Here is a 25,805-nt window from a genome sequence, read left to right as displayed (position 1 = left end):
TTCTATAACTGAAATGAGTTCGAAAGCACTAGTAAGTTAAGTGACCTACACAATTATGATCGCTCTATCACATCCAATATTTTTTTAACTAAGGTGTTTTCTACAAAAGGTTTTTCAATGAAATCAACGGCTTTTGCTTGCATGGCGCGAACAGCATCTGTGACATCGCTGCCTGAAGACAAAACTATTGTGGGTAATCTGACACCAAGGTTATTAATATGTTTAAGTAGCGCTATGCCATCCATCTTGGGTAAATTCACCTCGACTATTAGGCAAGATGCTCTGCTTCTTAATTTTGTAGCAAGAAAATCTTCTGCCGACTCAAACACTTCCACTTTTAAACCATGTAATTGTAGGCGTGTCGAGAGTGCCCCCTGTAAAGTCAGATCGTCATCGACTATATAGACAATCGGTTTTTCTAAGGTGCTTATTTTATCTACCATCGATGACCTGAATGACATTGTTATTATAATTTTGAGAACAACTAAGATTGCAGCTAAGTATCGGTGTCTTTGTCAGTTAATGGCAATAAGCATTTATACCTAAATTAGTTCGTTGAAGAGGCATCTATCACTACTTTAACTAGCTCAGCAAGGGACTTTACTTCCATTTTCTCCATAACATGTGCACGATGTATCTCTACTGTTCTTTGACTCAAATGCAAATCAATAGCAATGACTTTATTGGCTTTTCCCGAAACAATAGCATCAAGGATCTGAGTTTCACGGCTCGTTAAAGTTGCTAATTTATCTTGAGTTTGTTGTATTCTTTCGAGTCTATTTTGCGCTTTTAAATTTATTTGTAGTGCTTTTTGAAGGGCATCTAAAAGTTGTTGTTCACGGAAAGGTTTTTGAATAAATTCCAGAGCACCATGTTTCATCGCCTCCACTGCAGTGGGCACGTCGCCATGACCTGTGACAAATATAATCGGCAAGCGACAACCCATTTTTTCGAGTCTGTGTTGACATTCTATGCCGCTAATTAATGGCATTCGAATATCCAACATAATACATCCATTGTGTTTATCGAAATTTTCGTCCTCGTAAGCGTCTAAAAATACTTGGGCATCTTTGTAACATTTATTGCTCAGTCCAATGCTGTCTAACAACATGCCCACTGAATCTAATACCGCTTCATCATCGTCTACAACGTGCACAATAGGTGTATGTATAGTGGTGGTATTCATTTGCAAATTATTTCTCTATATCTTCATGGTTAATGGCGGTTGCAGGTAAATTAAAGGAAAATATACATCCAGATGGTTGATTAGTGTCAAAATAGATCCTGCCGCCATGTGAATGAATAATGGTTTGACTCACTGACAACCCCATTCCCATGCCAGATTGTTTGGTGGTGAAAAAGGGACTAAAAATACTGCCACTAGTTTGCGCATCCATTCCAAGTCCACAGTCTTTAACCGAAACTTCAATCAGTTCGTTTGATATCCATTGGCTTTTGATAATGAGTGGGGCGCCTTTTATATGCTCCATTGAATCAATTCCATTACGGATAAGATTCAATAACACCTGCTGAATTTGTACAGGATCCACTAACAATTTTGGCTTTTTAACTTGTTCTAATTCTAGTATTACTTTGTGGTCGAGAATACGTGTATCTACTTTAGCTAAATTGACTGTCTTTATTATTAACACATTGAGTTCAACATATTCACGTTGGGCGACTCGTTTTTTAACAAAATTTCTGAGTCTATCAATAACGTCACTGGCGCGAATGGCTTGGTCGCAGATTTTATCCAGTGCAGCTGCTACTTTTTCTATATTATTTTCTGAGGTTGATTGCAAAAGTCGCTTAGACGCTTGGGCATAACTGGATATGGCAGTAAGTGGTTGGTTCATTTCATGGGCAATACCCGCTGCAAGTTCTCCCATAGAACTTAATCTCGACGCATGAGATAAACGGTTTCTATTTTCTTGAGCCTCAATTCGGTCTTGCTCCTGCTCTGAAATATCTCGAATAATGCCAACAAACTGGGTGTGACTAGAATCTTTCACTTCTCCTACACTGAGAAATATGGGGAATTCGTCACCGTTGGATTTTTTACCTTTTACTTTTCTACCTTTGCCAATAATTTTGGGTTGCCCTGAGGACAAATAAGAGGAAAGGTAACTGTCATGTTCGCGACTAAATGGCGCAGGCATTAACATCTTTATATTTTTGCCCAATACTTCTTGGCTGCTATACATAAACATTTTCTGGGCTGCGCTATTAAATAGCTCAATATTGCCCTTTTTATCAATAATGATAAGACCATCAACCGCGGCATTAAGCAATGCAATAAGCCTTTCGTTAGCATCTTTAATGGTCTCTTTACAGCCAATAGTATTCAACAAAATCTGCCCCGGGTTTGAATTGTCAGCTTCTGACATTAGATGTTTCCTATTTAATACAACTATTCCCGAAGTAACACTGTATCCGTGTTTAAAACTGCATTGAAATATAGGTAGTTACCGAAACAATTTACGCGACAATTCGGATAGAGCGCACTGTTAGTTAAGGTATAGTATTTAATCAAGAAGTGAAAGCGTCAGCTCGACAATTATGCTGTATGTCAGTTGCTACCCCAGCGTTAACGAGGCATTAATAGTATGAAAAGTGTAAATCTACAGAAAAATGACTATTACAATGAAACTGCACTTCTAGACACCTTTATGGCTAGAACTTACAAAGACAACAACCTCATTCAAGGTCATTCACATCGAATTTTCCAGCGTAGAGATAGTCTTTTTTCTGCTGGCGATGTTTTTGAAGGGGTATATATTTTGCGATCGGGTAGTGCTAAGGCATTTATTACTTCCAGAGAAGGTGAAGAACATATCACTAAATTTTACTATCCAGGGGATATGATAGGAATGGATGGCTTTGATGTGGGTATGCAGACACAAAGTGTGCGCTTTCTTGAAACGAGTAGTGTATGTCTTATCAACACATCTCAAGTCAATAGTCTGTTAAGCACCAATAAAGGTTTCCGCGATGGTTTATTGCAATCAATGAGCCATAGTTTAACCAGTGACAGTGCCATGATGATGTGTCTGAGCACATGTTCTAGTGAACAAAAAGTCGCTAGATTTTTGCTGGATTTATCCATTGGTTTTTCTGAAAGGGGCCTCTCTGGAGGTGAGTTTATTCTCAGCATGACACGTACCGATATTGCCAGTTATTTAGGAATGGCAATTGAAACCGTAAGTCGCATTTTTGCTAGTTTTCAAGAAAGACAACTTATTGCGGTACAGCAACGCTTTTTAACTATTCTCGACTTTGCTGCATTAAACCAGTGCGTTTCAATAGATGTTTGTGCCAACACTGCTGACAATCGGTCTCGTTTGAAAAAATCTAAGCAGACCATGAATTGATGCGAAAAGTGGGTGTTTGGAGGGAATTTAAAACTCTTGAATGCGCCTTTTTAGCCAATCCATTCTCTACAAGTTTACGAATAAACCATAAAAAAGTGTACGTCACTTTTAGGAAGGCTTTATATGAAAATGTATCAACAAATATTAGTGGCCATTGATATTTATTCTGAGTATGACCAAGTACTGAAAAGAGCGTTAAGTATTGCCCCTGAAGCCAGTCATCTGAATCTTGTCTTTGTGACTTTGCCTACCACTTATTTTCAACCTTATATCAATGAAGTGGGGGGTGACTATGTTGCTGAAATACACAAGCAGGCAAAAAAGTGTTTAGAAGAGATTGCCAGCAAACATACTATCCCGATTAAACAAGTTTATTTACCTATTGGTAATACTGCAGAAGAAATTCATACATTAGCGGATGAAATTCATGCGGATCTTATTGTAATAGGCACGCATGGCCGTAGCGGTATTAAACTTTTGTTGGGGTCGACAGCTAATTCAGTGTTGCACGGTGCAAAACAAGATGTCTTAGCGGTGCGGATCCTTTAAACAATTGGGCAAAATTTAAAATGTTAAGACCGATTCATAACAATCAACAACGCTATGCTACCTTATCAATCGTGATGCACTGGGTAATGTTCTTATTGCTTGTGGCCGTATATAGCTGCATTGAACTAAGGGAACTTTACCCTAAAGGTAGTGTGCCTAGAGAAACCCTTAAAACGTGGCATTTTATGCTTGGGCTAACTGTGTTCACCTTGGTATGGATAAGACTTATTGCTAGGTGGTTTAGTCCAACCCCTGAGATCACGCCAGCCATACCAAGATGGCAGCACTTTTCCTCTAAAGTGATGCACTTAGCCTTGTATCTTTTAATGATTGCAATGCCCATAGCAGGATGGTTAATCTTAAGTGGTGAAGGAAAAACAATCCCTTTTTGGGGTTTAAACTTGCCCAGTTTAATAACCGAAAATAAACCTTTAGCTGAAACGATAGAGGAAGTGCATAAGACAGCAGGAACTGTGGGATATTACCTTATTGGGATACATATGCTTGCAGGGATGTTTCATCATTATGTACAACGGGATAATACTCTAACACGGATGCTACCAAAATTTCTTTCTAAGACAGACTAGAATAAGTGGGATCACAGTTGCGTGATCCCCATTCGAAAGCACTTGCAGTCTAATCCTGTAGACCTGACTTTCTGAGTATTGTCATCATTGGGCACCATTTTGTAAACGCTGACTGAATTAAATTTGCTGCAATAAATAGTGTAAAAAACACCCAGTTTGCATGTACAAAGTATGTCAAAGCCAACGAAATCAAAATCATGATCCCAGCGATTAATCTTAATGCTTGATTAACGTTCATTTTAAACCTCTCGTTACATTAGAATATTCTAATATTAGACAAATCTAATATAATGTTTATAATATAGCAAGTGTCAATTAAATCGGAGTGTCTAAAGTTGGATCTAGATCAAATAAAAGCCAATGCATCTGAGGCAGAATCATTTTTAAAGATGATAGCCAATAAAAACAGGTTAATGATTTTATGTAGCTTAATAGACAAAGAGTGCTCGGTAACCGAATTAAACCAGGCTGTTCCACTTACTCAATCAGCATTATCACAGCATTTAGCAGCACTGAGAAAGGCTGAGATGGTAGCCACTAGACGCGACGCACAAACTATTTATTACTCAGTAACAGATGTCAAAGTGAAACAAATCATTGAGAAAATGTATGAATTTTTCTGTAATGCAAAGTAGTTGAATGAAATGAAACAACATCCAATAGACAGACTAGTCGCATATTCGTTAAATGGCGGGTTTCCCCAATTTATTTTCATTATGGCGATATTTTTAGGGGCAATTGCCCTGACTTATACACCACGTGAAGAAGAGCCTCAAATTGTTGTACCTATGATTGATGTGTGGGTGGACGTGCCTAATTTATCTGCCCGTCAGGTAGAGCGACAAGTTACCGTACCTCTTGAAAAACTCATCAAACAAGTCCCTGGCATTGAACATATTTACTCTGCTTCCCATGACGGTGGGTTAAGTGTCACGCTGCGATTTGAAGTAGGCCAAGACAGAGAGCGTGCTTTACTTAATACCTACAATAAACTTCACTCTAATCAAGACAATATTCCAGAGGTGGCAGAAAACTGGATTGTTAAACCTATTGAAGTAGACGATGTGGCGATATTAACTGTGGGCTTGTATAGCACAGCAGCAGATCTCTATTCTGATTATGAACTACGTAGAATGGCTCAAGAAGTCTCTACTGTTATTCAAAGCCTGCCCAATACCAGCGAAGTGAATATAGTAGGTGGCCGTTCGAGGCAGATCCAAGTTCAGCTCGACCTACAGGCCCTTGCGGCGCGTCAAACCAGTGTCATGAATGTAGTAGACGCACTGGCGTTATCTAATCAGCTTGCTAGACATGGCGAGGTGTCCTTAGGACAAGAGACAATAGTACTTGAGTCTGGTGATGTTATTCGCGATTTACAGGCATTGAATAATATTGTGGTCAATGTCATCAATGGCAAAATGGTGCTGCTTAAAGATATAGCAACAATCAGCGATGGCCCATCAGAGCCAACAAGTTATCAATGGTTAGAGTTTGCTAGTGCTGCCAAGAGTACACTTAAAGATAAATACCCTATGGTCACTATCAGTGTGGCTAAACAAAAAGGCAGTAATGCAGTAACAGTGGCCAATGATGTTTTGGCAAAAATGGCAGAATTAGAAACCCAATTATTACCTAAGGAAGTGCGCTACGAATACCTTAGAAATTATGGTCAAACAGCAAATGAGAAAGTGAATAACTTGACCTCAAGTTTGGCATTTGCGGTGTTTACTGTAGTGGTATTTATTGGTGTATTTTTAGGTTGGCGTCAAGCCATAGTAGTGGCCTTAGCGGTACCCATTTGTTACGGATTGACTTTGATGTTGGACTTTGCGTTTGGTTACACTATCAATAGGGTGACACTATTTGCGTTAATTCTATCACTAGGTTTATTAGTGGACGATCCTATTACTGGCATTGATAATATCACGCGGTTTTTGGGTAATAAAAACACCTCAAAAAAAGCCAATATCATTGAAGCAATGTCAGAAATTCGCCCAGCACTTATCATGTCGACTATTACAATTATTTTGGCGTTTGTGCCGCTGGCGTTTATCACCGGCATGATGGGGCCCTATATGGCGCCTATGGCGTTTAATGTCCCTGTAAGTGTAGTGATTTCTACCTTTGTTGCCTTTGCAATCACACCTTGGTTAGCGGCTAAACTGTTAAAACCGTCAAATGAGCCTATTGATGATAATAAACAAGGCCTATATTCGCGGTTGTTAAATCCGCTCATCGCCCAAAAAGGCAGAAGCAAATTAGGTTTATGGCTAGTGTTAGTGTTATTTATCATTTCCTGTGCTTTGCCACTGATGCGAAGCGTACCCCTAAAACTGCTACCTTTTGATAATAAAAATGAGTTACAGGTTTTAATTGATATGCCTGAGGGTACATCACTTGAAAAGACTGCGGCAACAGTGGAAGACGTGATTGAAACCGTGAAGTTAATGCCAGAGGTGAAAGCGATTGCCAGTTACATTGGTCAACCGTCACCCATTGATTTTAATGGTATGGTGCGCCAACACTATTTACGTCAAGCGCCTAATCTTGCAGAACTACGGGTGACTTTGTTGGACAAAACCCTGCGTGAGCATCAATCCCATGGGATTGTGTTACGACTCAGAGAGCAGTTAGCAAGCTTACAACAAGCACATCTATCCATAAAAGTCATTGAAGTACCACCTGGCCCCCCAGTATTAAGTACTTTTGTTGCCGAAATCTATGCTGAACCTTTTGTAAGTCCACAAGTACATCAAGACGCAGCGCTTGGTTTGATGGCACGTCTTAAAGCAGAAGCCCATGTAGTAGAAGTGGACTCCACAATTAACAGTGAGCAACAAATTTGGCGTTTTGTCACCGATAAACAAAAGGCCGCATTGTCTGGTATTTCCACAGTCGATATTAATAATGCTTTAGGCGTGGCGGTTGCCTCTAAAAGAGCTGGCACCTATCAAGTGGAAAGTGACGCAACGCCAGTGCCTATAGAAGTCAAATTACACTATGAAAATAGGCAATCATTAACTGACATTTTGGGTCTTCAGGTGTTGGGGCAAAATGGTATCGCACAACAAAACAACGGGCTTGGACTAGAGTCATCACCACAATCATTGGTGAGTCTGGCTGAATTGGGACAGTGGCAACAAACTCAAGTTTCGCAACCTATTTTACATAAGGATTTGGTGCCTGTTATTTATGTAACTGCTGAGTTATCAGGACGCACACCAGCAGAAGTGATTTCAGACCTAAGCGCTGATCTTGACTCTGATACTGATAACCCTTCAGTTAAAACAACTGAGTGGGAGAATAGAACGTATTTACAAGCCGGTGGTGGGGCGTCATGGCAATTACCCGAAGGCACGTCTTATTCATTTTCTGGTGAAGGTGAGTGGAAAATCACAATTGATGTGTTTAGAGATATGGGTATCGCGTTTGCCTTTGCGTTAGTAGCGATATTTTTTCTGCTTAAATTGCAAACCTCGAGCTCGGCGTTAGCATTAATTATTATGTCTGCAATCCCACTCACTATTATTGGCATCATGCCAGGATTTTGGTTGCTGAATCAATTTGGTGAAAGGAGCATAGCAGGCGCGCCCGATCCGATTTTATTTACTGCGACCGCTATGATAGGCATGATTGCATTGGCAGGTATAGTAGTCAGGAACTCATTGATTTTAGTGGAGTTTATCACCTTAGCCAGAGACAAAGGAATGAATATTAAACAAGCACTTCTAGCCGCTGGAGAGGTGCGCATGAGACCGGTATTACTTACTGCTGGCACCACTATGTTAGGTAACTTAGTGATTACCTTAGATCCTGTATTTAGTGGTCTAGCTCTAGCTATTATTTTTGGCATCATTGCATCGACACTTTTTTCACTCTTTGTAGTACCTATGGTGTATTACCTAGTGTTTGAAGATACCCCCTTAGAACCCTTAGAGGAACACAGATTATGAGCATTAGAAAATGGGCTATCCCTGTACTAACAGTATTGGGGTTATTGCTGGTTGTGGCGTGGATGGCTGGGGTATTTACTAACCAAGTAGCGCCCGAGTTGTTAGTGCCCCCTAAGGATAAAGTTGTCACTAGTTATAAGGTTAATCCCAGTACTCAGCCAAAAGTGGAATCTATCCCTGCTGGTATTAAAGCCAGAGAAGCCACACTGGTATCGAGTCAAATTTTGGCTCGGATTAAAAATATCCATGTAAGGGCAGGGGACAGTGTAGTCAAAGATCAGTTGCTGGTTACCCTTGAAAGTGCAGGACTAAAAGCGCAATTGGCTCAAGCTGTAGCGATGGAAGATGCGGCTCAGGCTTCGTTAACTGAAGCTCAAGAAACTTTTGAGAGAACCCAAACCCTTAAAGATAAAGGCTTAGTTTCACAAAGTGTGTTGGATAATGCAGTCGCAGCTTTTCGTCGCTATGACTCAGAGGTTGTTGCAGCGAAGCAGCGCAAACAAGCGGCACAAACGGCCCTTGAATATAGTGTTATCACTGCGCCTTTTTCAGGCGTAGTAGTCGAAAGATCTGCCGAGCCTGGCAATATGGCGTCTCCTGGGCAGTTACTTTTATCCTTATATGACCCACTGACTTTGCAGATCGAAGCTGACGTGCGTGAATCATTGGCGACACATTTGCAGGTTGGTCGAAACATCAAGGTCAAAATTGATTCTATCGGTAAAAATATTGGCGCTACCATAGTAGAAATTGTGCCTGCTGCTGATCCCAATGCACGGTCATTTTTAGTTAAAGCTGGCATTGAATTTGATCCGCAATTAAAGCCTGGCATGTTTGCCCGAATGTTAATCGAAGAGGGCAACGAAGATGTATTAGCGATCCCATTAGAGTATGTTAACAGTTATGGACAACTTGATATGGTTTGGCTAGTAAAAGATGACCATATAAACCGTCGTTTTGTGCGTTTAGGCAAAACACAACTTGGTCAGGTTGAAATTGTTTCAGGACTTAATTCTGGTGACACTTTGGTACTTCGCACTAAGTAAATAAACTATAAACCTTTAGGAATTTAAAATGTTAAAAACACTTCCACAATTAATGCAACTTGCCACCCAAAATGTTCAACTTGTAACGGCTAAAACTGCCGCACAACAAATGAGTCAAAATAAAGGTTTACTGATTGATGTGCGCGAGTCTGCAGAACATTTAGCCTCTCCCGCTGTTGGCGCAATCAACATTCCCAGAGGCGTACTTGAAATGAAAATGTTAGAAATAGAAAAAGATCCCGAACGCCCTATATATTTACATTGTGCCTCATCGCTAAGAGCCGCGTTGGCAGCAGAGCAATTAGCCAGAATTGGCTATACAAATGTCAGTGTAGTCAGTTGTAAAATGGATGAAGTACATAAAATTCATCAGTATTGTGAATGAGTCTTTATCCTTGAAGAGTATGCAGGCGCTACTAGCGCCATAAAATTTGCCCCAGCTGCATACTCATTTTATTGTCTTTATTACTATGCTCTACTCCTGCTGCAATACAATATAATGCACAACTTTGCGATTTAGCCATAAAAAATATAGTCTGATAGCCAACCTAACTGAGATTATTTATACCTATACCAAGCTTTTTCGTAGGCCAAACTTCCCCACAGAGCATGAGCTAAGGCTGTATCAGTTAACACAGGGTTAGATTGTGTCGATACCATAGTCTTATCGTTGAAATTATAGGTAAAATTGATTGCGGATTTTTGCGGCTGCAAGATGGTGACTTCACTACCTTGCATATAGGCAAAGTTTGCAGCGTATTGCATCATGGCGCGGCCGGAAGCGTTACTGTCATTCAAATCGTGCCCTAACATAGGGGAGTTATTGGTGATCCCCATTTGTGAAAGTAGTGTTGGCGCCAAATCAATCTGGCTAATAATCCTTTCATCAGAGAAGTATCCCTTTGATGAATTTAAGATAACACCGGGAATGTGAAAATTTTTGATTGGCACAAGCTCACTGCCTAAGGCTCTTGCATCATGATCAGCTACCACTAAGAATAAGGTATCTTTCCAATAGGGGCGAGTTTTCGCTTTATCAATAAACTTGCCTAAGGCGTAGTCTGCATATTGAATTGCTTTATGGCGCATGCGTTCTTTTTCGTCATATAGTGACAATTGTGCATCCGAATATTCAATGGGGGTTATAATGCCCTCTGGTATTTCAAAAGGATCATGATTACTAGAGGAAAAAATAAAACTTAAGAATGGTTTATTGGTGTTATGGAGTTTGCTCAATTCACTATCGGCTTGATTAAATAAGTCCCCATCACAGGCACCCCATGACGCCACAAACTTGGGGCTAGCAATATCCTTAAAATCCACAATATCCGTAAATCCATTTCCCAAGAAGAAACTTTTCATATTATCAAAGTGACTTTCTCCACCATAGATAAATTGCGTTGTATAACCGTTGTCTTTTAACAAACTAGCAATGGTAAAGAAGTTACGCTGAGATTTATCTAGTTTTACCACTGCTCTTGCAGGTGTTGGCGTGAATCCAGTAATTACGGCCTCGATGCCTCTGACAGAGCGTGTGCCGGTGGCATACAAACGCTTAAAAGCCCAACCTTGATTATTTATCTTATCCAATTCAGGCGTTAATGGCAGCCCTCCTAATGAAGAAACAAATTGTGCACCAAGACTTTCTTCGAGAATAATCACCAAATTTTTAGGTTTACCTGTATAAACCGGCTGACGAGAAGAGAAAGAGGGGCGCGTATTATCCTGGAATACCCCTTGGTCTAAACCTGTTTTTTGTTGAATTAATCGAATAACCTGCTTGTCATCCATTTTGCCATAAAGTTTGGCGGCATTTTTTTCATTGCCAAACTGCTTATAGGCATGTGCCACACTATAAATTGAATTTAAGGTTAATGAATTCACTAAAGGGTCGGTTGAAAAATACACTAATGCGGGGTTAATGGGTCGATGCCCTAGGGTGCCTCTTGCACATATAAGAAAGACTAACACCATCATTACCCATGACAACGCTGTAGCCATTGGGGCAGGGCGATGCCTAGTTTTTTGTAATCCTATAACTCTATCTAACAAGGGCCAACACATTTTACCGATGGCGATAAGAAATGATATGACCAATATTAATGTAAGCAAATGCCCATTGCATAACATCTTCATCACTTCATTTGGATAGGCTAAATATTCAATAAATAATCTATTGGGACGAAATCCGTATTCATTGATAAATGCAGGCGTAGCCAGTTCAAAGAAGAGCACGGCAATAAAAGCCGTAAAGAACAAAAACTTTAATGTCTTTAACCATAGAATGGCATGTCGGGAACCCATAAACCATGGATGTAATATTGCGGGTAAAAGTAGTAAATAACCTATTGTACTTAAATCAATTCTTAGTCCATTAAACAATAACGTTGCTGTACTTGGTAATGCCTTGAATCTATCTAATTGCCATATACCTAATCCCATTCGAGACAGTAAAAGTGTCACTAAGAGTAGTAATGAAAATAACACAAAAGGACGTAATAAATAACGTACAGCAGTAAACATCGCTATTAAAATCTCTAATAAAAACAATGTTTAGACTAACAATCGAACCTTAAGAATGGCTTAAGTTAAACTGAAACGAACAAAAAATGGTGAAAAATATACAGCGATATAACTAAACAACAAATATTCATAAAACTGTTGCCTACTGCAAGCTTACTAAATCGACAGTCGAAGCGTCACTCATGCAGCAAAACTTCAGAATTTAGTGACACCTATACACATTCTAGGCTCATTCATCTTGGGAAAGCAGTAAGTCATTGTTTATAGCAAAATGACTAACCAAACACTGCCAGCCACTATTAGACTCACTAACACAGCTGCAGAGCCTAAATCTTTTGCCAATCCAGATAAAGGGTGAATGTCTAATCCTACTCTGTCGACTACTGCCTCTATTGCAGTATTAATGATTTCTGTAAACAGAATAAATATTATCGCTAAAATGAGTATCAGCTGTTCTTTGATACTAATGTCAAACACAAAGCTTGTTGGTATGACAAATATCAAAAGAAGCAGTTCTTGTCTAAAAGCTGATTCGTTAGTGTATAACCATCTGAATGCTCGAAGGGAATTAAGGGACGCTAGGTAAATTCTTTGTATGCCTTTAGGCTTATTTATGTTGTCAAACACTAGTTTATTATCTCCAATTCTAGTTCAGGTGAATTTGTAGTGCGAGCAATGGCACTTAGGGATTTACAATGAATAAATGCATCATTCGCTGTTTCGTAAGCGTTTGTTCTTACCGACATAATACTAAGTAAAGTATCGAAAATATTGTCATGACTGATATACGCGTTGGCAGAATCTTTAAGGCAGGTCAGATTAAAGTCAGTTTGTTTCGCATCTGTCCAATAAATCATGGGCACATGGGTCTGTTCTTCAGGCGCAAATGTATAAGGTAAACCATGTAAATAAATACCACTTTCACCTAAGGACTCACCATGATCTGATATATATAACATGGAGGTTTCCACATCTTGTTTTTCAGCTAAGTCTGATAATTCACTGATAATTTCTGCCAGTACATAATCTGTATAGGCAATAGTATTGTCGTAAGTATTTATTAATTGTTGTTGCGAACAATTTTGTATGTCACTTCTATGGCAATCAGGAGTAAACAGTTTTTTATTATCTGGGTAACGCATAAAGTAGCTAGGTCCATGGGATCCAATCATATGCAAAACAATCAGGGTGTTTTCATGGGTCAGGTGATTAAGTTTCATCCGCATTGGATCCAAAAGCACCTCGTCATAACAATACTCTCCATTACATAACGGATTGATAGGGCTGATATCCACTTTTTGTGTGTTAACACGGCTGCAGACACCTTTGCAGCTACCATTATTGTTACTTATCCATAAAACGTCAGCCCCAGCTAAACGAATCAAATCAACCACGTTTTGTTGGGCGATAGCTATACGTTTGTCATAATCTTCTTTATTTAATCGCGAAAACATACAAGGTACAGAAACTGCTGTAGCTGTGCCGCAAGAATGCATGTTCGAAAACGACACTACCTGTTGCTTTTCAGTGTATTGATTAGTTGGCTTACCATAACCATTTAGCGAAAAGCTTTGTGCTCTTGCAGTCTCACCAAGCACCATAACAGTTACATGTTTTCTGGTAGTATCACGCTCAATAGTGGGTTTTGTATCTAAGACTTCAAATTCTAAAGGAGGCGTAAAATACTGATTCCGTAAAAATTTGTATGAAGAGTCAAACATTTTATAGGGGGTAATATAACCTATGAGTGCTTTATTGCTTCTGCCAACAGAGACGTAATTAGAATAGAAAGAAACACCAATCAACGCCACCATAACAAGGTTTACGCCAATCAATTTTAGGCGACTCAATAACTCTTTTAAAAAAGGTTGATAACGCAGTTGCACCGCATATATGCCTATGGATGGAATAATCCCAAAGACAACAAAAAATAACACTGCGTGAAGGTTAATGTAGGAAAGCGCTTCTGCAGAGTCTGTTTCAAGTGTGTTTTGCACCATGCCATAATCAAACACTAAACCATAAGAAATGGTCGTGTAAAACACCAAAGAAGAGCAAATCACTGTAACAATAAGAATAGGTTTAGTTACCCACCTAAATGAAAAAACACTTTGCACAATAATGGTGAGAGATAATAGAAAAATAGGCAGAGACAGTAAAAACAACACATTGTAGTTATCAAGGGCTACAATCACATCTGCGGTTTTCAACAAGAAAGGTAAATTCAATATTAATGCGATATAACAACAAGTAAAAAACACTAATTGACTAGTTGTCAGGGTTAATTTTTTTAAAAACAGTATAAATTTCTTCATGTCATATAGCCTTAAAAAGAGTGTTTGGAAGTAATGCGAAATTCAACGCTATTGACGTTGGCAGCAGAAGAAATTGGTTTGATAATATCTAGGTGTATGACATTAGCTTCGCTAGAGTGGGGGGAGAAAAAGCGCGCTCCTATACCAACAGACGTCATCCAGCTTGTATCACTGATAGATTGTTCAGATTGACCAAACACTCGGCCAGAATCTATAAACGCAGCAGCACCTAATTCGAGTAGTTTGTAAATGTTAAAGTGCGGGTAGTAACGGGCTTCAAATGTAAATTGGGTGCTATGTTTGCCGTGTCTATACTGCAACGGAAATCCTCTAACACCGGACTCACCGCCTAAAACAACGGGAGAGTCTAAAAATTGGTTTTCACTGAATTGATTTGTATTCTTAAAATATGAAGCCCAAGTATCATTAAACTTATAGAAATACTCGCTCTTAATGTTAAGTAGAAGTCTGTTTTTGTTCTCGTTATTAGTATAAAACTCTCCTTCAAATGAGGCATCAAAAAACAAATAGGCGTCATCAAATACGGCATAACCTCTTAATAAATGCGACTGCCAAATTAGTGCGGGTGAAGCCTGTTTGTTGCTGAAGTCAGACCCTATCTCAGCAGCTAGGCTCCAACCAAGGTTAAAGTCTTCAATCTGATTAATGACATTTAGGTTTGTGAGTTTTCTATATTCTTTTTGTATGTACTCTAAGGAAACAAAAGGGTAACTGAAGCTGCGATTTGTCGGTAAAACTGTGCTTGAAGTTATGGGAGTTAACTCAAACTCATCAGAATTAGAAAAAGCGTGTTTTTCTCCTGTATAGCCTATGCCAAATCTTAAGACCGCTGATTCTGAATTTTGATCTAGCCATTCCCAATGAGCAGTGAGGTAATTTTGTAAATGAATATACTGCTTGTTAACAACACCATTGTCATATGCGGTATCGATTTGATTAAAGTTATTAAAACCAATTTTATATGCGTTTTTGGTGTCAAAACTGACAAACTTCTTTTGTAAAAATACCGCTTCAGATGAGCCATCATCATTGTTAGTCAGGCGAATATTGGCATTAATATTATTCTTTAAATACAGTGGAAATTGAGTCTTTAACTTGTATCCAGTGCGTTGTTCGTTACTAAAATATTCGATTTCAGTATCGATGCCTAACCCTAGTAAATTTCTATCTCTGATACCTATGGCGAATCTATTTTTACCCCCCTTTCTGGCGAAATCTGCTGTGGGTAACAATGACCAATTATCCCAAGTTTGCACATCAATTTTGTGACTTTTGTTTGATGAGACTAAAGCGTCTCTTATGTATTTTTCGTTACGCAGATGGCGCTCGAGTTCTTGTAAATCCTCTTCTAGGGTTTGGCATTTTTTTAAGAAAAATGCGGACTCATTTATAAGGGTTTTTTGTTTGGTTTTAATATGCAGTAAGTTAGCCCAATGGTGCAGAAATATAGTGTCGCTATCGGTAAGGTTAAAAATGTCGTGAGTGACAAATTCAACGTTTTCTAGCTGATTACAATTTGGGTCTTGGTCAGCCCGAGCATTAGAAAATATAAACATAAGAACAAGGCTGATAGCAAAAATATAGCTAAAGTTTAATGTCATAAAAACACCTATTAATAAGTGTCTCTATGTTAATAAAGTAAACTTAAGATAGGCTTAGCCCAAACTGGTAGTTATCAGCTTAATATTTCATGATTAAGTATCAATGTTGAGAATACCCAAAAGACAAGCGGTTATTTTAGCGTTGTTATCTTAAGATTATTTATACTGAAACATCGGCGTAGGGGGGGGAGGCAGTTAATACATGCTTTATGTTAAACAGGTTTTTGCTGGTTCTAGGTGAGCTACATTTCATATCAGAATTTTGAAGGTTATTGTTTCGTCTTGCTCCAATTCTATTGATAATACAGCCCCAGTGTTGTCACAATAAAACCTAAATTAGATTACCAAACTTTTAAGCTTCTTCTTTGTGGAATTCAAATCTACAAAAATTAAGATTTGCTGATTTCATAATTTAGATAATGGTCTCACTTAGAAGCCATTATTGAAATAGTCAGCACATTCACTTAGTCATTTTTAAAGGTTATTAACTGGCGCTGATTGGCGTACCAGAGCCTATGTAAGCAATTCCCATCCAAACAATAAATCCACCATAGAGAAACAGTAAAACTTTACCATTATTATTGGTCAACTCGGAACCACTGCGGGCCAACACCAAAAATGCCACAGTAGCGAATAATAGGAACATCATCATTGGCATTATCCTAGGATAATGGAAGCCCACCGCACCAGCAACAATGACACCGGCAGGTAACACCACTAACAAGTCAAAGATATTACTGCCAAAAGCATTGGTAAGACTTGCGGTACTAAGTTTTCGTTTTGCTGCTTTAACACTCACAAAAAGGTCAGGGATGCTGGTCGCTGCGGCCAAGATTGTTGCGCCCCAAAAATAGCTTGGTGTACTGAACATCTCGCCAAGCTTGATAACCATTTGGATCAATACTTCTACTGCAAATGTTACCAACAACATGGAAACTATAAGCTTACCCCAACTCCTAATTACTGTAGTTTCAAGATCTCTATTATCTGATTTGTGGTCGTGGACTTCTTGATATTGGATGTAGATGTACAGTGAATAAAACAATAGCGGCAAAATCATCATTGATATAGTTAAAGTTCCGCTCATAGGATTGCCTGGCACCGGGTGGTAAATCACCGCAAATGACAGCATCAATATCACAATCAGTACACTAATAAGGTAAAACTGCGCTTCTCGAAAAATTACGTCTCGACCAGCGTGAAGAGTACCTTTGCGGAATAGAACGGATGCTGCTGGAATAACCAAAATATTGAATACTGCGGAACCAATAATGGTTGCCAAACCTAGCTCAAAGTCTCTATGAATACCTGCGGCAAGAATAATAGTGACCAATTCTGGAAAACTTGAACTGATCGCCATCACGGTAGAACCTTTAACCGAATCTGGGAGCCCATAATACAGTGAAAGCTCGTGGCACGCGTCTTCTAAGTAGTTGCATGCTTTCCATACTACGGCTGTAGCAATAGCCATGAAAAATATAAGAGTGGCGAGTTCAGCTAACACTGGGCTCCTTATTGATATTGGTTTTTGTGGGTTGCTTTGGTATCGGATACCAAATTGACAGTTGTCAAAAGTTATTCCTTTTAGGGCATAATCAGGGGGTTTAGCTGTTTGAATGGCCTATCATGGTTTTAGGATCTAACTTAGCAATCAGCTCGGTTTCACTCATATTAGTCAATTCTTTGGCAACATCTAGTACGGTTCTACTTTCTGCATAGGCTTTTTTGGCAATCTCTGCACTTTTGTCGTAACCAATGATACTGGTTAATGCCGTGGCTAATATAGGGTTTCGCAGTATATTTTGTTTGATTTTTGCCTGGTTTACTTCCATGCCTTTTATTACTTTATCTGCAAGTGCAGTGCTGCTGTTAGTCAATAATTGAATACTTTGCACTAATGTGTGCCCAATAAGAGGCAACATAGTGTTCAACTGAAAATTTCCTGATTGACCTGCCAAGGTGACAGTGGTGTCATTGCCGATCACTTGGGTACAGGCCATTAATATCGCTTCAGGTATCACAGGATTGACTTTCCCAGGCATGATACTGCTACCTTTTTGAAGTTCGGGTAAGTGTATTTCATTTAGGCCATTTAATGGACCACTACTAAGCCAACGAATATCATTGCTGATTTTACTCAAACTAACCGCCGCAGTTTTAAGGTTCCCACTTACGTTAACGGCTATATCTTGGGCACTAATGCCACGAAAATAATTGTCGGCCGGTGTAAAGGTTAGCTCACTGTTTTCAGATAATAATCGAGTCACAACAGCAGCAAACTTAGGGTGGGTGTTAATTCCAGTTCCTACCGCTGTGCCTCCAATAGCAAGCTTACACAAACCTTGTAAACTGTGTTGGAGTTGGCTGTGGGCGAATTCAATTTGTTCACGCCAAGCACTGACTTCCTGGGAGAAACTTAGCGGCATCGCGTCCATAAGGTGAGTTCTACCTGTTTTGATGGTATTGAGATGTGCTTTAGCTTTCTCATCCAAAGTGTGACTTAGGTGTAGCAGGGCAGGTAACAGTTCTTTGTATATTAAGGTTGCAGCGCTAAAATGAATACATGAAGGTATAACGTCATTAGAGCTTTGCCCCAAATTTACGTCATCCAAAGGATGCACACTAATTTGCCCTTCGGTTTGTAAACTAACAAGGGAGCTGATCACTTCATTGGCGTTCATATTGGTGCTAGTGCCAGAACCTGTTTGAAAAACATCAACTGGAAATTGTTCATCATAAAAGCCATTAGCCACACTTTGTGCGGCATCCTGAATAGCCTTGGCTTTGTTGGCGTCAAGCAATCCAAGCTGCATATTGGCAAGTGCGGCGGCACCTTTTAGCGTGCCTAGTGCCCAAAGAAACGCTCGGGGCATCTTAGTACCGCTAATCGTAAAATTCGCCACAGCTTTGGCGGTTTCAGCACCATATAAAATCTTACGAACAGGTTTTAGGTTATCAGAGTTAGGGGGTTTAATTGTATGCATGAATTTACCTCAATTCTATGTCCTTAAAAATACTGCCGCTAGCCGAAAAAATCTCACCGTAACCAACCTTTGATAGCGAAAATATACAAGCTCAACGACATGCCCACACCTACTCCAAAAGCTATCTGGGCCAAAGTACCCGGCCAAGGAGCATCGGTGATATTCATACCCAGTAAACCACCCACAGTGGCAGGTAGCAACGCCAATGCCGTAAGCAAAGCAAGTAAGCGCATGACACGGTTCATTTGAAATGAGGAAACGTTAAGCCTAAGGTCAACTAAACCTTGCAGTGATTCACGTAACTCATCTATATCTTCATACAGGTCATTGGCATCATCAGCTAGAAAGCGGAAGGGATCTCTATCACTAGCACTTGAACCGGCAATCATCACTTTGCCACTAAATAAATCCCTGATCACACTTTTAAGATGTTTCAGGCTGGCCCGGGCTTTTAAAATATCCGCTCTAAGAGTAAATGTACGGGCTAAAAACACTTCATCACCTAATTTGCTCTGAACCATTTCGAGTTCTGTTAGTGACACTTCGATAGTTTCAGCTACATGAGTATAAGCCGACATGATTTCGCTGACTAAGGCAAGGGTGGCACGCACCATTTTTGGTGTGTTAGCGTCAATGCTAGCGAGTCGCAATTGAACCTTCTTCTCTAAGTCTGTGTGATCGCGACTCAAGACCACAACATTTTCTGCCGTACCAACCAGTAATATTGGAGTGCGCAGCAAGCGTCCTCCAACGGCCATCTGCAAGGGATAACGAACAAAGAAAGTTGAGAAGTGGGCAAGGGTATCAAAGCCTGGACTGGTCGACTGAAACAGTCCTTTAACAGCAGTTTCGGGTACGCGTAACGCTTCAGTGATAGCCGTGAGCCTCGATTCATCTAGGCCTGAAATAAAAAGCCAGTCTGGTTCCCCATTACTTATACGCTTGAGTCCTAGTTCCCAGCTAATCGATTCAAATTGTGTACCTGATGAGCCCAGTATCAGTATTTTTAGATCGACAGTTGCCTTATTAGAGATATCCTCTTTGTTAGTGTTGTCATATTTAAGAGCAAAACTTGATCTTGCGCCTAACAAGGCTATGCGGCCAACTCGCAACAGTCTAAGGACAGGTGAATGTCTAAGAATATCAGGTACAAATGGAATAAAGGCAATCAGTGCACTGACGATAATGAATATATCAATAAGGCGCCTGGGATCGATTAAAAATTCCCGTTTATTATGACTCAACAATAAAGCACTGACATATTCAAATACAAACAACAACACTATGGCGGCTTCTAAAGCCGCTACAAACACATTCGCAAATTCATTAAATTCAAAAACAAGAGGCGCAATAAATAAAAACAGTGACAGCAGAGCGAAAAAACCGAGTACAGCATCATTCAAATAACGTTCAATCAATTGCTTGTAGACTAAATTTTTCAAAATAAGTCCCCCTTGTTGGAAGTCACTGCATTCCATAATAGCCTAAACACATTGGCGTGCTGGCATACCACCAATATATAGAATGGGTTAGCAATTCAACATAGGTTTTTAAAGCTAAACCTATTTAATGTCTTTTTGTGGCGAAGTCAGTCTAAGGCTTATGCTTTGGCCCTTGGCCAATGAGCATCTCCACCGCCACTAACTTTTTGTTTTAGATTGGGTAGCTTTGCGCTCAAGTGAGTATTTCCAAAACATATACCCATTGATAATGCGCTGGCTAATTCAGGGGTTTCAGTGGTCACAAGTTTACTTTTATTGGCCACTTGCTTAAGAGAGGTACAAGATAGTTGATTGTCTTTTAATACCACAACGGTACCAAATTGTTTGTTTGCTACAAGTGAGGCAGCATAACAGCCTAGATTCGTCGCAAAAATGCGATCAAATGCAGATGGAGTGCCGCCCCTTTGTATATACCCTAAGGTGGTGGCGCGGATCTCAGCATCTATTTTGGGTTCAAGTTGCAATTTTAAAATATTAGCAATCCCTCCTAGTCTGATTGGATCTGTACTGAATTCCTTAGTTTCGCGAACGGTTAGTTCTCCCCCTATTGGTTTGGCGCCTTCTGCCACTACAACTATTGAATAGTGCTGGTCACTCATACGCATCATGCAGGCTTTGGCGACAACATCAATATCATAATCAAACTCTGGTATCAGAATAACATCAGCACCACCTGCTATACCGGCATGTAACGCAATCCACCCAGCATATCTTCCCATGGTTTCTAGTATCATCACTCTTTTGTGAGATTGTCCTGTGGTGCGCAGTCTATCAAGTGCGTCAGTCACTATGCCAATAGCGGTATCAAAGCCAAAAGTGCGATCTGTTCCCATAAGGTCATTGTCGATAGTCTTGGGAATACCTACTATATTCATACCCAATTTCGACAATTCATAAGCAATAGAAAGGCTGCCATCACCTCCTATTACAACAATTCCATCTAACTCTAAACTAAAGTAATAATCCATTACCTTGGCGGATAGGTCTTCGCCCTTAAAATTAAAAGGATTAGCACTATTATTGGTACCCAATATTGTTCCACCAGTAGATAAAATACCACTACAATCAGCATAATTTAAGGGCGTCACTCTGGATTCAATCAGCCCTAAAAAACCATCTTGGATCCCAACAATTTGTGCCGAACAATTTATCATCAAACTTTTAGAAACTGCACGAATCGCAGCGTTTAGACCAGGACAATCTCCGCCCCCAGTCATTACACCAATACGTAATGCTTTTGTTTTCATAGAGTGACTCTTACTTTTATTACGAATAATCTAAAACACTATAAGAAAAACTAAGTCCGCTACATTGATAGTGATCAAGCTTGTTCCATTCTGATTCTATGAATAGAGCCTAAAAGTCAATTAAACGAATGTCGCCCTTAGTGTTGACTCAGATCAACTTGAATCACACATTTTTGTGCTGCAATAGGTCTCATACTCACTATTTAGCTAATACACTATGGCGACAGTAAAATTTTTAGGAGCTGCACAAGAAGTCACTGGATCATGTCATATGTTTGAGGCGCCAGCATTTGGGCGTATCTTATTTGATTGTGGAATGCATCAAGGAGGTAATCCAGTAGAAAGGGAGCCAAAAGAAACATTTCTTTTTGATCCCAACACAATCGATGCCGTCATCCTATCCCACGCCCACTTAGATCACAGTGGCATGTTACCCAAACTCGTACATGACGGTTATAACGGTCCAATTCACTGCGCAGACGCTACTGCGGATTTATTAGGTGTCATGTTATTAGATTCCGTGAATATTTATTTAGGTGACTTACAACATGAAAACCGCCGCAGGGCACGTAAAGGAAAACCCACTCTAGAGCCTGAATATACTAAAGAAGACGTTTTAAAAACCCTGTCTTTATGCCAAACCCATAATTACAAAACTGAGTTTGCGATATCCCGCAGCGCCAATGTGAAATTTTACGATGCAGGGCATATTTTAGGCTCAGCGATAATTGAACTTTCATTTAATGATAAAGGTAAACATAAGACAGTCGTTTTTTCTGGAGATTTAGGTAATAAAAATGCCGTGTTAATGAATGCTCCAACCCTACTAACTAAGGCTGATTTGGTTTTAATGGAAGGCACCTATGGTGATCGCAACCATCGCCCTATCGAAGACACTGTAACTCAGTTAAAAGAGATATTAGCTGAGACACAAACCCGCGGGGGAAATATCATGATCCCAGCCTTTGCAGTGGGGCGTACCCAAGAATTACTGTTTTATCTAGGTCAGTTGCATCGGGAAGGTTTGTTAGATAATTGGCAAGTGATACTCGATAGCCCCATGGCAATAGAAGTAACCAAAGTATATGACCGCTGGTTTAAGTCTCTTGATAACCGCGAAATAGAAGAGGTGACACCAGCAGCACATTCTATTATTAGGGATTTTATCCCTCGTTTATTTTTGTCGATTACCACTGAAAATTCCATGGCAATAAACAATATAAGCAAGGGCGCGCTCATTATAGCTGGCAGCGGAATGTGTACTGGTGGTCGTATTCGACATCACTTTAAACAACGCATTTGGGATCGACGTAACACCATTATATTTTGTGGTTTTCAAGCTAAAGGTACCTTAGGTCGCTTATTGGTTGATGGCAAAGAGACGATTAAAATGTTCAATGAGAGTTATTCTGTGAAATCCCAAATTGAAACTTTAGGAGGGTTTTCCGCCCATGCCGGGCAACAAGAGCTCATAGATTGGGTTGCGAACTTTAATTCTTCAGCAAGAGTTGTTTTGGTGCACGGTGATCCAGAAGCATTAGAGGCGCTATCACAAAGGTTATGGAAAGAAAAACAGATTGCCACCGACATTCCAGCGGTAGGTCATTGTATCGCAATTTAGCTTAAACAGCTTACAACAGAAGAGACAAGGTACAGCTCAATGATACCTTTGTTACTGAAGTGTCTTTGCAATGAAAGTTTGATTTAGGTCAACGCTGCTGCATCTGAAAAACTTATACTGGCAAACTACAAAGATACCAAAGTTTAATACTTAAACCCCTTTGTAATAGCGCCATGTATGCGAATCTACAATTTTAGAGGTCTCATCGAATGCAAACAGAAAAAGCGAAGAATGATAGTGAATTTGAATTGGATGGCATACCGATAACCATTCGTCCTATTAACCTTCAAGATATGCCCCTTGAACGCGACTTCATCGATCGCCTATCCCCAGAGACTAAACATTATCGATTTTTTGGTGCGATTAAAAACGTATCAGATAAAGTATTAAAAAGCTTCTGTGATATTGATGGCAAGGATTCAATGGCATTCATTGCCACTGAAGAAGTGAATGGTAAAGAAATTGAAATTGGTGTTTGCCGCTATGCTATAAGTGACGCCCCAGATATTCATGAGATGGCTCTGACAATAGCAGATAAATGGCAACACAAAGGGTTGGGCAAACTGCTCATAAAGCAGTTGATGTCCTACGCCAAAAGTCACGGGATCAAGACTTTATATTCTGTAGAGCTGGCAGAAAATCCACATATGCATGGGTTGTCAAAAGAACTAGGAATGCTGGCAAGGAGGGACCCTGAGGATCCCCATCAAGTTATTTATTCATTGGCTCTGTAACATAAACCTAAGGCAATATTATGAAAAACGAAATAGCGCAAAGTGCAAAAAAAGAAGTCGAAAAAATGCTTGAACAAGCTAAGCAGGAAAGAGACGAGATAGTGCTTAAAGCACATTTACTAAAGGCTGATGCAAAAGACGAATGGCAAAAAGTGGATAAGCAATGGGAGCATTTCAAATCTAAGGCAGGGCAGGTGAGTAAAGAAGCCAAAGGAGCATCAGAGGATGTGTCTGCAGCCGCTAAATTATTGGGCGAAGAATTAATCAAAAGTTTTCAACGAATTCGCAAAACCCTTTAGGATTTTTAAAGGCTAGACAATACCGCATTTAACAATTTGTGCAGTGAAGGAAGCTCAATATCCTTCACTACACAAAAAAATTTTAGTGAGTCATTTATCTGAAGAACGATGTCCTTTGTGGATAATAAATCCAAGTACGATACCAATGAGTAAAGTCAGACTTAATAATACTGCACGGGGCAGTGATATTTCCCAAAAAAGCAAATCAACAGTCACGATTTCCATATTTTGCAGCACAATCACCAGTACCAAAATCACACTGGTTATACTGATATAGGTCATTATTTTCCTGAGTGTGATTTTCATAGCAAGGCCTTGTCTTATTTAGTGCATTTAGGGGGCTTTTGAACGCCAGAAATTTACTGGCGGCTTTGCAAAACTTAGCGCAAGTATTGGCTGCTTAGCTTTGTCTAAGCAGCCCGTGAGTATTAACCTTTGCCTTGTGTACGGTTTTTATTAGGTTTAGCATTTTTTTCAATAAATTGAATAATCATGTCTGCCACATCTTTTTTAGTGGCCGTTTCAATACCTTCTAAACCGGGTGATGAGTTGACTTCCATAACCACAGGTCCTCGCTCGGCCCTTAATAAATCAACACCACAAACATTTAATCCCATGATATTTGCCGCGGCGACAGCCGTCGCTCTTTCTTTTGGCGTTAGCTTAACTAAAACGGCAGAACCGCCTCGGTGTAAGTTTGACCTAAATTCACCTTCAGCACCTTGGCGTTTCATTGCTGCAACAACGCGATCACCTACCACAAAACATCGAATATCTGCTCCACCTGCTTCTTTAATAAATTCTTGAATTAAAATGTCGGCATTTAAGCCCATAAAAGCTTCAACTATTGCTTCTGCAGTTTTTGATGTTTCGGCAAGCACTACGCCTATCCCTTGCGTCCCTTCAAGCAACTTAATGACACAAGGTGCGCCCCCCACGTTTTTGATTAAATCTTTAATATTATCAGGACGATTTGCAAACCCAGTTCGAGGCAAACCAATACCTTTTCTCGACAATAACTGGGTAGAGCGTAATTTGTCTCTAGAGCGACTAATGGCGACTGACTCATTGACACAAAAGCTGCCAGTCATTTCAAACTGCCTGACAACAGCAGTACCGTAAAATGAAATAGAAGCACCTATCCGAGGAATAATTGCATCATATTGAGGGAGTTCATTACCTTTATATCTAACAACAGGCCTGTTACTGGTTATATCCATATAACAGTGCAGGGTATCAATAATATCCACTTCATGGCCTCGCGCTTCACCCGCTTCTTTTAATCGCCGAGTGGAATACAACTTTTTATTTCTAGATAGGATCGCTATTTTCATTTTGAATACCTTTTCGATTGGTTTCTTTAGTGTAGACGACCATGTGCTGGAAAGGTCACGAAGTAAACATATATTTAGCTAAGTGTTGATAGCAGATGATTTATAGCTGCATGCAATT

The 25,805-nt window shown here is 39.8% G+C and carries 24 protein-coding genes; 10 read left to right on the top strand and 14 right to left on the bottom strand.

All coding sequences use genetic code 11. The features are described from left to right. Positions 1–53: 53 nt before the first annotated feature. The 3 genes from AAC000_RS03355 to AAC000_RS03345 all read right to left on the bottom strand — a co-directional run bounded on the left by AAC000_RS03355 (position 54) and on the right by AAC000_RS03345 (position 2,387). Positions 54–443, bottom strand: a complete 390-nt coding sequence (locus AAC000_RS03355; protein WP_339720097.1) for a response regulator — start codon at positions 441–443, stop codon at positions 54–56. Between the two features lie 104 nt (positions 444–547). Next, entirely contained in the window at positions 548–1,186 is a 639-nt protein-coding gene (locus AAC000_RS03350; RefSeq protein ID WP_339720096.1) for a response regulator, read from the bottom strand. A 7-nt stretch (positions 1,187–1,193) separates the two neighbouring features. Then, positions 1,194–2,387, bottom strand: a complete 1,194-nt coding sequence (locus tag AAC000_RS03345; protein WP_339720094.1) for a PAS domain S-box protein — start codon at positions 2,385–2,387, stop codon at positions 1,194–1,196. Positions 2,388–2,606: 219 nt separating this feature from the next. Between AAC000_RS03345 and AAC000_RS03340 the strand changes: the two genes are divergently transcribed. The 3 genes from AAC000_RS03340 to AAC000_RS03330 all read left to right on the top strand — a co-directional run bounded on the left by AAC000_RS03340 (position 2,607) and on the right by AAC000_RS03330 (position 4,507). Beyond that, positions 2,607–3,371, top strand: coding sequence for a helix-turn-helix domain-containing protein (locus AAC000_RS03340; RefSeq protein WP_339720092.1), 765 nt, complete (start codon positions 2,607–2,609; stop codon positions 3,369–3,371). Between the two features lie 123 nt (positions 3,372–3,494). After that, positions 3,495–3,920: a universal stress protein gene (locus AAC000_RS03335; RefSeq protein WP_339720090.1), complete on the top strand. Its 426-nt coding sequence runs from the start codon at positions 3,495–3,497 to the stop codon at positions 3,918–3,920. 20 nt (positions 3,921–3,940) lie between these two features. Beyond that, on the top strand, positions 3,941–4,507 hold the full coding sequence (locus AAC000_RS03330; RefSeq protein WP_339720088.1) for a cytochrome b: 567 nt from the start codon (positions 3,941–3,943) through the stop codon (positions 4,505–4,507). 49 nt (positions 4,508–4,556) lie between these two features. On the opposite strand, the gene AAC000_RS03325 is transcribed toward AAC000_RS03330, so the two are convergent. Beyond that, complete coding sequence (locus AAC000_RS03325) at positions 4,557–4,745, bottom strand: DUF2892 domain-containing protein (RefSeq protein WP_339720086.1); 189 nt, start codon at positions 4,743–4,745, stop codon at positions 4,557–4,559. Between the two features lie 97 nt (positions 4,746–4,842). Here AAC000_RS03325 and AAC000_RS03320 point away from each other — a divergent pair, with 97 nt between their 5' ends. Genes AAC000_RS03320 through AAC000_RS03305 form a run of 4 tightly spaced genes read left to right on the top strand, consistent with a single transcriptional unit; the run spans position 4,843 to position 9,891 of the window. Next, positions 4,843–5,142 carry a metalloregulator ArsR/SmtB family transcription factor gene (locus AAC000_RS03320; RefSeq protein WP_339720084.1) on the top strand — a complete coding sequence of 100 codons (300 nt, stop codon included), beginning with the start codon at positions 4,843–4,845 and terminating at the stop codon, positions 5,140–5,142. A gap of 9 nt (positions 5,143–5,151) precedes the next feature. Continuing rightward, positions 5,152–8,460, top strand: coding sequence for an efflux RND transporter permease subunit (locus tag AAC000_RS03315; protein ID WP_339720082.1), 3,309 nt, complete (start codon positions 5,152–5,154; stop codon positions 8,458–8,460). Beyond that, positions 8,457–9,506: an efflux RND transporter periplasmic adaptor subunit gene (locus tag AAC000_RS03310; protein WP_339720081.1), complete on the top strand. Its 1,050-nt coding sequence runs from the start codon at positions 8,457–8,459 to the stop codon at positions 9,504–9,506. The genes AAC000_RS03315 and AAC000_RS03310 overlap by 4 nt, the downstream gene beginning before the upstream one ends. Before the next feature lie 28 nt (positions 9,507–9,534). Beyond that, positions 9,535–9,891 (top strand): rhodanese-like domain-containing protein, encoded by a 357-nt coding sequence (locus AAC000_RS03305; protein ID WP_339720080.1) that lies wholly within the window; start codon positions 9,535–9,537, stop codon positions 9,889–9,891. A gap of 173 nt (positions 9,892–10,064) precedes the next feature. Here AAC000_RS03305 and AAC000_RS03300 read toward each other — a convergent pair whose 3' ends face one another. The 8 genes from AAC000_RS03300 to AAC000_RS03265 all read right to left on the bottom strand — a co-directional run bounded on the left by AAC000_RS03300 (position 10,065) and on the right by AAC000_RS03265 (position 21,699). Continuing rightward, on the bottom strand, positions 10,065–12,029 hold the full coding sequence (locus tag AAC000_RS03300) for an LTA synthase family protein (protein WP_339720079.1): 1,965 nt from the start codon (positions 12,027–12,029) through the stop codon (positions 10,065–10,067). Positions 12,030–12,290: 261 nt separating this feature from the next. Continuing rightward, positions 12,291–12,656: a diacylglycerol kinase gene (locus AAC000_RS03295; protein WP_339720077.1), complete on the bottom strand. Its 366-nt coding sequence runs from the start codon at positions 12,654–12,656 to the stop codon at positions 12,291–12,293. Further along, positions 12,656–14,344: a phosphoethanolamine--lipid A transferase gene (locus AAC000_RS03290; protein WP_339720075.1), complete on the bottom strand. Its 1,689-nt coding sequence runs from the start codon at positions 14,342–14,344 to the stop codon at positions 12,656–12,658. Before AAC000_RS03290 ends, AAC000_RS03295 begins: the two co-directional genes overlap by 1 nt. A gap of 11 nt (positions 14,345–14,355) precedes the next feature. Beyond that, complete coding sequence (locus tag AAC000_RS03285; protein ID WP_339720074.1) at positions 14,356–15,966, bottom strand: hypothetical protein; 1,611 nt, start codon at positions 15,964–15,966, stop codon at positions 14,356–14,358. A 484-nt stretch (positions 15,967–16,450) separates the two neighbouring features. After that, positions 16,451–17,470, bottom strand: a complete 1,020-nt coding sequence (locus tag AAC000_RS03280; RefSeq protein WP_339720072.1) for a sodium:calcium antiporter — start codon at positions 17,468–17,470, stop codon at positions 16,451–16,453. 100 nt (positions 17,471–17,570) lie between these two features. Further along, on the bottom strand, positions 17,571–18,950 hold the full coding sequence (locus tag AAC000_RS03275; protein ID WP_339720070.1) for a class II fumarate hydratase: 1,380 nt from the start codon (positions 18,948–18,950) through the stop codon (positions 17,571–17,573). A 53-nt stretch (positions 18,951–19,003) separates the two neighbouring features. Beyond that, entirely contained in the window at positions 19,004–20,392 is a 1,389-nt protein-coding gene (locus AAC000_RS03270) for a CorA family divalent cation transporter (protein WP_339720068.1), read from the bottom strand. Between the two features lie 158 nt (positions 20,393–20,550). Further along, positions 20,551–21,699 (bottom strand): ATP-dependent 6-phosphofructokinase, encoded by a 1,149-nt coding sequence (locus AAC000_RS03265; protein WP_339720066.1) that lies wholly within the window; start codon positions 21,697–21,699, stop codon positions 20,551–20,553. A 217-nt stretch (positions 21,700–21,916) separates the two neighbouring features. Between AAC000_RS03265 and AAC000_RS03260 the strand changes: the two genes are divergently transcribed. From AAC000_RS03260 to AAC000_RS03250, 3 genes are all read left to right on the top strand, one after another. Beyond that, complete coding sequence (locus AAC000_RS03260) at positions 21,917–23,320, top strand: MBL fold metallo-hydrolase (protein WP_339720064.1); 1,404 nt, start codon at positions 21,917–21,919, stop codon at positions 23,318–23,320. A gap of 209 nt (positions 23,321–23,529) precedes the next feature. Beyond that, positions 23,530–24,054, top strand: a complete 525-nt coding sequence (locus tag AAC000_RS03255) for a GNAT family N-acetyltransferase (RefSeq protein WP_339720062.1) — start codon at positions 23,530–23,532, stop codon at positions 24,052–24,054. A 20-nt stretch (positions 24,055–24,074) separates the two neighbouring features. Beyond that, on the top strand, positions 24,075–24,353 hold the full coding sequence (locus AAC000_RS03250; RefSeq protein WP_339720060.1) for a hypothetical protein: 279 nt from the start codon (positions 24,075–24,077) through the stop codon (positions 24,351–24,353). A gap of 90 nt (positions 24,354–24,443) precedes the next feature. Here AAC000_RS03250 and AAC000_RS03245 read toward each other — a convergent pair whose 3' ends face one another. Together AAC000_RS03245 and rimK are read right to left on the bottom strand one after the other, a co-directional pair. After that, positions 24,444–24,635, bottom strand: coding sequence for a LapA family protein (locus tag AAC000_RS03245; protein ID WP_339720058.1), 192 nt, complete (start codon positions 24,633–24,635; stop codon positions 24,444–24,446). 146 nt (positions 24,636–24,781) lie between these two features. After that, complete coding sequence (rimK, locus tag AAC000_RS03240; RefSeq protein WP_339720056.1) at positions 24,782–25,687, bottom strand: 30S ribosomal protein S6--L-glutamate ligase; 906 nt, start codon at positions 25,685–25,687, stop codon at positions 24,782–24,784. Positions 25,688–25,805: the final 118 nt, after the last annotated feature.

Source organism: uncultured Paraglaciecola sp. (assembly GCF_963977085.1).
GTDB lineage: Bacteria > Pseudomonadota > Gammaproteobacteria > Enterobacterales > Alteromonadaceae > Paraglaciecola.
The sequence above is the reverse complement of the archived record's forward strand: the minus strand, read 5'-3'. Positions and strand labels throughout refer to the sequence as shown.